The 6,277-nt window shown below is 32.6% G+C and carries 10 protein-coding genes; 2 read left to right on the top strand and 8 right to left on the bottom strand.

What is annotated here, in order from left to right; translation table 11 throughout:
- Nucleotides 1-834: a GerMN domain-containing protein gene (locus Q7J54_04535; GenBank protein ID MDO8740807.1), complete on the bottom strand. Its 834-nt coding sequence runs from the start codon at nucleotides 832-834 to the stop codon at nucleotides 1-3.
- 209 nt (nucleotides 835-1,043) lie between these two features.
- Between Q7J54_04535 and Q7J54_04530 the strand changes: the two genes are divergently transcribed.
- Nucleotides 1,044-1,238, top strand: coding sequence for a hypothetical protein (locus tag Q7J54_04530; GenBank protein MDO8740806.1), 195 nt, complete (start codon nucleotides 1,044-1,046; stop codon nucleotides 1,236-1,238).
- A gap of 110 nt (nucleotides 1,239-1,348) precedes the next feature.
- On the top strand, nucleotides 1,349-2,674 hold the full coding sequence (locus Q7J54_04525; GenBank protein MDO8740805.1) for a phosphoribosylamine--glycine ligase: 1,326 nt from the start codon (nucleotides 1,349-1,351) through the stop codon (nucleotides 2,672-2,674).
- 75 nt (nucleotides 2,675-2,749) lie between these two features.
- On the opposite strand, the gene Q7J54_04520 is transcribed toward Q7J54_04525, so the two are convergent.
- The 7 genes from Q7J54_04520 to Q7J54_04490 form a co-directional block, all read right to left on the bottom strand.
- On the bottom strand, nucleotides 2,750-2,956 hold the full coding sequence (locus tag Q7J54_04520; protein ID MDO8740804.1) for a DUF378 domain-containing protein: 207 nt from the start codon (nucleotides 2,954-2,956) through the stop codon (nucleotides 2,750-2,752).
- Between the two features lie 61 nt (nucleotides 2,957-3,017).
- On the bottom strand, nucleotides 3,018-3,470 hold the full coding sequence (locus Q7J54_04515; GenBank protein MDO8740803.1) for a DUF192 domain-containing protein: 453 nt from the start codon (nucleotides 3,468-3,470) through the stop codon (nucleotides 3,018-3,020).
- A gap of 14 nt (nucleotides 3,471-3,484) precedes the next feature.
- Nucleotides 3,485-3,982, bottom strand: coding sequence for a DUF2127 domain-containing protein (locus Q7J54_04510; GenBank protein MDO8740802.1), 498 nt, complete (start codon nucleotides 3,980-3,982; stop codon nucleotides 3,485-3,487).
- A 20-nt stretch (nucleotides 3,983-4,002) separates the two neighbouring features.
- Nucleotides 4,003-4,158: a hypothetical protein gene (locus Q7J54_04505; protein ID MDO8740801.1), complete on the bottom strand. Its 156-nt coding sequence runs from the start codon at nucleotides 4,156-4,158 to the stop codon at nucleotides 4,003-4,005.
- 2 nt (nucleotides 4,159-4,160) lie between these two features.
- Nucleotides 4,161-4,844 carry a DNA alkylation repair protein gene (locus Q7J54_04500; GenBank protein ID MDO8740800.1) on the bottom strand — a complete coding sequence of 228 codons (684 nt, stop codon included), beginning with the start codon at nucleotides 4,842-4,844 and terminating at the stop codon, nucleotides 4,161-4,163.
- Nucleotides 4,845-4,933: 89 nt separating this feature from the next.
- Nucleotides 4,934-5,983 carry a DUF5667 domain-containing protein gene (locus Q7J54_04495; GenBank protein MDO8740799.1) on the bottom strand — a complete coding sequence of 350 codons (1,050 nt, stop codon included), beginning with the start codon at nucleotides 5,981-5,983 and terminating at the stop codon, nucleotides 4,934-4,936.
- 153 nt (nucleotides 5,984-6,136) lie between these two features.
- Nucleotides 6,137-6,277 (bottom strand): cold shock domain-containing protein (locus Q7J54_04490; protein ID MDO8740798.1); only part of this gene is annotated, 141 nt, incomplete at its 5' end.

Here is a 6,277-nt window from a genome sequence, read left to right as displayed (position 1 = left end):
CTACGGCTGTAAAATATCCTCAGTTCTGCCGTTTATAGATATCACAACGCTTTCAATTGTTTTAAATTGTAAAAGTGTTTGAGTTATCTGGTTTCTTATTGCCGACACTCTACAAGAACCTCCTACATTTTTTTCTAAATTATCATTAAAATCAACTTTTGCCACAGTATTTTCAATTGTTAACTTTTGGATTTTAACATCGGAGTTAATGCTTGTAAAAAATCCGTCTAATATTTCCTGTCTTGTCGGCCCTTTTAATAGTTCTTCTAAAGCAGCTCTGGCAACTGATTGCGTTTCAGAAACTCCCCTATCTACCGGTAAAACTTTTTTACAAGCGTACTCGGGGTCTGTGCTATTGTTATTAAAATAAAGTTTGACCTGTATTGTGCCTTGGACGGTTTTGGCAATTTTAACCGGTAAAATAAATTGTCTGCTGTTTTGAGGTAAGTCACTAGGATTTTCATTGTTAAAAACAAGTTTTCCGGCATCGATGTTAAGGGATACAAAATTTAGTGTTGATTCAAATCTGATCTGAGGTTGCGTCCAATCTGTTGTCGCCTTTAAAACTCCTTCTGCTAATTTATTGCCTTCGCTATCTATTAGATTAACTGTTCCTACCTGACCTTCAAAACCAATCCAACCTGATCCGTTGACAGTTCCCTTAATTTCCAACGGACTTAGCACCTCTTCGTCTGCCTTAGGAAGAAAAACTTCAATACCAATCCCAGTTTCTTTTGGCAATTCCTGGTCTTTCTTCTGCCAAAATAAAACAAAAGCTCCGATGACTAGAGCTATCACTACTATTATTAAAATAATTAAAAAAACTTTTTTCATTGCTATATATTTTTATATTAAACTCTAAAAATTAAAAAATCAACCGAGATCTTGACTTCTATTTGAAAAGGAGCATAATCAAAATAGACGATAAGTCGGAGTATCTTAGTCAGTTTTTAATTAAAAATTGAAGACCCAATAAGTAGAGCGGCTTAAGAGTCATTATTAAAAGGTCGCTTTTTTATTAAAATAAAAGCAAAATCATTTCAATGGTCTTCAAAAAATTCGATAACCAAAGAGGGGGAAGTGGAAGTTTTGGTCCTAGAGAAATGGTCAAAGGAAACTGGAAGTGCGGCGAATGCGGCACAGAAATTACAGAACTTCCTTTTGAACCAGCTCCCGACAGGCCAATCTATTGCAGAGAATGCTGGTCTAAAAAAAGACCTCCAAGATTCAGTCGCTAATTAATTAACGACTTTACAAAAAAACAATCGTAAAAATACGATTGTTTTTTTGTATAATTTTTATTTGATGTTATAATTAAAAAATTTAAAAAAGGAAAACAAAAAAAATAATGAACGAACAAAATGGAAAAAATAATCTGCCAGCGATAGAAAAACAAAAGAGAAAATTATTATTTGTAAGCTGGGAAAGCTTATCAGGAGACTTGGCTTTTCAAATTAAAAAAGAAGGCCACGAAGTAAAAATCTACATTAAAGCCGAAAGCGATAAAGACGTTTACGATGGATTTTTAGATAAAGTTCCAAATTGGAAAGAACATATAGAATGGGCCGATGTTGTTGTTTTTGACGATGTTGGTTTTGGAGAAGAAGCTGATAGATTAAGAAAATCTGGTAAATTAGTTGTCGGCGGCAGTGTTTATACCGACAAATTAGAAGAAGACCGTGAATTTGGCCAGTCAGAAATGAAAAGAGTTGGAATGTTAATACTTCCTCATTGGGATTTTACTGATTATGATTTGGCTCTCAAATTCATTGAAGAAAACCCCGGAAGATATGTTTACAAACCTTCTGGATTTATGCAGTCTGATTCAAAAGGTCTTTTATTTTTAGGAAAAGACGAAGACGGAAAAGACATCCATGAAATAATCCGTTCAAACAAAAAAGTTTTAGAAAAAAAAGTAAGACATTTCCAACTACAAAAATTCGCGCAAGGAATTGAAATTGCAGTAGGCGCCTTTTTTAATGGTAATGATTTTATATATCCCATAAATGTAAACTTTGAGCATAAAAAACTTTTTCCGGGGGACATAGGCCCATTCACCGGAGAAATGGGCACACTTCTTTATCATTCAGGGCAAAACACAATCTTTAAAACAACATTAGAAAAAATGAAAGAAGATATCAAAAAATCCGGATATGTCGGCTATATTGATATAAATTGCATTGCCAACGCCAGGGGAATTTACCCTTTGGAATTTACTTGCCGATTCGGATACCCTATAATATCAATACAAATGGAAGGAATAATCAGTTACTGGGGAGAATTTTTATATTCTCTTGCCAAGGGAGAAAATTTTGAATTAAAAACAAAAAAAGGTTTTCAGCTTGGAATCGTCTGCGCTGTTCCCCCATTCCCGTATGATGACAAGTCAGAAATGAATATCTATAAAGATTTATCAATTATTTTTAAAAAACCCAGCATAGATGGCGTACATTTAGGAGATGTTAAGCTTGTTGATGGTTCATGGAGAATAGCTGGAGAATCCGGATATGCTTTGGTTGTTACTGGGTCTGGTACCACTGTTGAAGATGCAAGAAAACAGGCTTATGGTCGTATTGAAAATATACTTTTACAAAATATGTTTTACAGAACCGACATAGGGCTTGGCTGGTATGAAGATTCCGACAAGCTTCAAACCTGGGGATATTTATATTAATCTTATCAATTTTCTATAATTCTACAAAAAAGCGACGTCACAACCAGTGAACACCGCTTTTTTAGTCAAAAAATATTATTTTTTTTCTAATTTCATTGAAATTGCAGCCAAATAAATTGCCGCAAGACCAACTAAAAGATAAACTATGCGAGATAACACCGACATTGCTCCAAAAATTGCAGCAACAAGGTCAAAATCTGCCAATCCTATTAATCCCCAATTCAAACCGCCGACAACAACTAATATAAGAGCAATTAAATCTACTGTGCTTAATTTTTGCATTTTATATAAATTTTGTTTTTAATAAAATCGGCCTTTCTTATATTGTACCACAAAACAACTGTCAATATGTCAAACTTAATTCGTCTGCCAATTTCAAACCAATTTTTTTAACTATTCCGCTGTTAACCTCTAAAATATACTTTGCGTCTACTCCCGGATTTACAGAAGGACAATAATACCATTTGCAAGGTTGATTATTTTCGCTAATAAAAACAATCTTATTATTTTTATCTATCCATATTATATCCAATGGGATAAATGTGTTTTTCATCCAGAAAGGATATTTTGCCTCTTTATCAAACAAAAACAGCATTCCTTGATTCTGTTCTAAGGATTTTTGAAACATTAATCCTTTTGTTCTTTCTATATTATTTTTAGCTAACTGGACATTAAAACAATGTTCTTTAAAACAAACTTTTCCCCATTTTTTTTCTGACTGATTAGTAAAAAATAAGAATGATAAAAAAGTTAAAAATAGTAAAACAAATATGATAATAAAAACTTTGTTATCCATAAAAAAACTTTGCGTTAATCTTTATTTTTAAGGGTTAGTTTCTTATATTCCAACCAAACTATAAAAACAATTAGAATATCAAAAAATGTCAGGAACAACAAAAGAAGAGAATACGTATGAAAATATCTATACAGTTGGTAAACTATAAAAACACAAAAAATAGACATAGCTACTGGGAAAGCCTTGACTCTTTTTTTAAGTAAAGAAACGGCTAATAAGATATTGACTACTCCGTGAAAAATAAGAAAAAGAACGGCAAAAACTTGCGTACCAATAGAAAAATCGTTGGATAATCCAATTAAATAATTCGCCACAAAGTCATTAGGGTCTTCTATTATTTCCTGGCGGGTTATTAAAATTAATATATTATCTATAACTTTTTGGCCTGAAATTGATAATAAAATACCGCCTAAAATCTCGAAAAACCCATAAACGGCTTTTATCAAAACGCCCCATTCAAATATCTTATATAAAAATTTACCTTTCCCGATTATTCTTTTTATTATGTTCATAAAAAGTTGAGGCAATAATTTTATTTATAATTTTGTCCGGCAGAAGGCTCTATGGGAGCTATGGCCTGCTCTATCCCTGCTAGGTAAAATTGATAAACAAAAACACCAACTATAATTATTATAGCTAAAATAATAACAATCAAAGATATTGTGGAGGCTCCCTTATGATTTTTCATTGTTATTTATATGATAACATTTTTTGTATTTTTTTACTTTCTAATTCCCTGATTGCGTTACCGGCAATCCACTTAGCCGACTTAGAATTTATTTTAATTATTTTCTTTGCCAAACTTATTGATTTTTTATTTAAAACTGGATTTCTTTTGCCAATCTGTCTCAACGACCAGTTTACCGCTTTTTTGACAAAATTTCTTTCATCAAATACGGCCTTCTCAATAATAGAAAAAAATTTCACGAAGTCTTTATTGGTCGCTTTTTTATCATGGACAGCTAAAGCAGATATCAAAGCAAACGCTGTCCTTCTCACAAATTCTTCTTTTCTTTTGCTAAATTCAAAAACTTTTTTATAAGCAAACCTTGTCTTACAAAACAGGTTCATGCAGGTTTGGTCACAAATATCCCATGAATCAAAATTTTTAACCCACTTGTTAATTTGTTTTTCTGTTGTCTTCTCCGGGTCGGCTATGAGACCTGCTAAAATTTTTGCCTCATGAATTTTAGAATCCCAGAGTTTTAACGCTAACTTATGGTCTTTTTTTATAAACTTGGCGATTTTTCTTAATTCAGGAATAGGTATTCCATAAACTTTAGCTTTTGGTCTAATTCCAAATCTTACCATGCCTTTAACATTTTCTGAATTTCTCAAAGATTTCAATTGTTTAATAACTTTGTTGTATTCCATGCTATCTCTATTATATTAATCAAACCTTATAAAAAGACAAAACCCAAAGCCTCTTAACGACGGCTTTGGGTTTTGAAATAATTATAATTTTAATTATCGGTATCGCTATTCTGGGTACCTTCCTTCAATTGTCTTAATTTATCTAATTCTTCTTGTTTTCTCTGTTGCATTTCATTTCTCATCTCAGTGGCTTTTTGTTTGATTTCTTCACGCATTTTTTCGGCTTCTGCTTGTCGCCTTTGGTTAAGCTCTTTTAATCTTTCAACAGCATTTTCGTCTCCTGCTTTAATTTTATTTATAATTTCGTCTTTTTGTTCTTTGAATTGTTCTCTGATTTTTTCTAAGTTCTGCTTTCTTTCTTCTCTTAATTTTTCAAATTGATCTTTAGCTTCCTGACTCCCGGCTTTTATGGCTTCCAATATATCTTTTTGCTGAACTCTTAATTCTTCTCTGGCTTTTTGCATATCCTGTATTCTAGACATCGTATTAGAAATTCTGTCTTTTACCTCTTGAGGAATATTAGGATTATTTTGCAGATTCTCTAAAAAGTTTTTATCTTTTTCTTCAATTGCCTTGCGCAACTGTTGGAACTCTTCTATTTTTTCCGGAGAAAGTTTATCTTCTATTTTTTCTAAAACTCTCTGTTTGTTTAAATTGTGTTTCGCTATGTTGTCTAGAATCTTTTGAGACTTTTCATCGGCCCTTTTTGCTAGTTCGTCCTTTTTATCTTCTATCCTTTGCATATACTGATTTGCTTTTTCTATCATTCGTTGAGCTTTCTCTTGAACCTTGGGGTCTGTGCTGTTCTGTATTATATAATTTGCCAATCTTGTTCTTTCTTCAGCAAATTTTAATTGTTTTTCCGCTTTTTTAACCGGGTCAAGAGTTAGCGCTAAAGAAGTCCATTCTCTTATATTTCGCCACCAAAATCCAAAGCTAGATGGAATACTTTCAGCTTCATCAACCTGAATGTCATCTAAAGGTTCTAACTGGTCATCTAGACCGGCACTTTCTGAAATAGCCTGATCGGCTTGGTTGCTGACCGTTGTATCAGTTGTCTGTGCCCCTACTCCTGAATGTAAAAATGGCATTAATCCCAAAATAACAACACTTATTAGTAAAACTTTATATTTTGACATTGTTTTTTATTAATTATTTAATTATTATAGGTTAATTTTATTATACCAATTATATTATGTCAACCTACAAATAATGGAAATTCATAAAAACTCCGAATTGCATATGAAAATAAAAACCACCGCCTAACAGCGGTGGTTTTTAAGATTTGCATGTTATACGCGTGTTACGTTTTTTGCGCTAGGGCCTTTGTCGCCCTCAACAACGTCAAAGCTGACTGCATCGCCAACTTTTAACTCAGTGTATGATACACCATTCAAATCATTAGAATGAAAGAAAAGATCCTTTGTTTCGCC

The organism is Candidatus Woesearchaeota archaeon, assembly GCA_030651135.1.
Taxonomy (GTDB): Archaea; Nanobdellota; Nanobdellia; order Woesearchaeales; family JACPBO01; genus JACPBO01.
Note: the sequence above shows the minus strand (reverse complement) of the source record. Positions and strands in the feature narration are given on the sequence as shown.

What these genes read in the sequence shown, in the direction of transcription:
- Q7J54_04535 (MDO8740807.1), bottom strand. Translation starts at nt 834, where the DNA reads ATGAAAAAAGTTTTTTTAATTATTTTAATAATAGTAGTGATAGCTCTA.
- Q7J54_04530 (MDO8740806.1), top strand. Translation starts at nt 1,044, where the DNA reads ATGGTCTTCAAAAAATTCGATAACCAAAGAGGGGGAAGTGGAAGTTTT.
- Q7J54_04525 (MDO8740805.1), top strand. Translation starts at nt 1,349, where the DNA reads ATGAACGAACAAAATGGAAAAAATAATCTGCCAGCGATAGAAAAACAA.
- Q7J54_04520 (MDO8740804.1), bottom strand. Translation starts at nt 2,956, where the DNA reads ATGCAAAAATTAAGCACAGTAGATTTAATTGCTCTTATATTAGTTGTT.
- Q7J54_04515 (MDO8740803.1), bottom strand. Translation starts at nt 3,470, where the DNA reads ATGGATAACAAAGTTTTTATTATCATATTTGTTTTACTATTTTTAACT.
- Q7J54_04510 (MDO8740802.1), bottom strand. Translation starts at nt 3,982, where the DNA reads ATGAACATAATAAAAAGAATAATCGGGAAAGGTAAATTTTTATATAAG.
- Q7J54_04505 (MDO8740801.1), bottom strand. Translation starts at nt 4,158, where the DNA reads ATGAAAAATCATAAGGGAGCCTCCACAATATCTTTGATTGTTATTATT.
- Q7J54_04500 (MDO8740800.1), bottom strand. Translation starts at nt 4,844, where the DNA reads ATGGAATACAACAAAGTTATTAAACAATTGAAATCTTTGAGAAATTCA.
- Q7J54_04495 (MDO8740799.1), bottom strand. Translation starts at nt 5,983, where the DNA reads ATGTCAAAATATAAAGTTTTACTAATAAGTGTTGTTATTTTGGGATTA.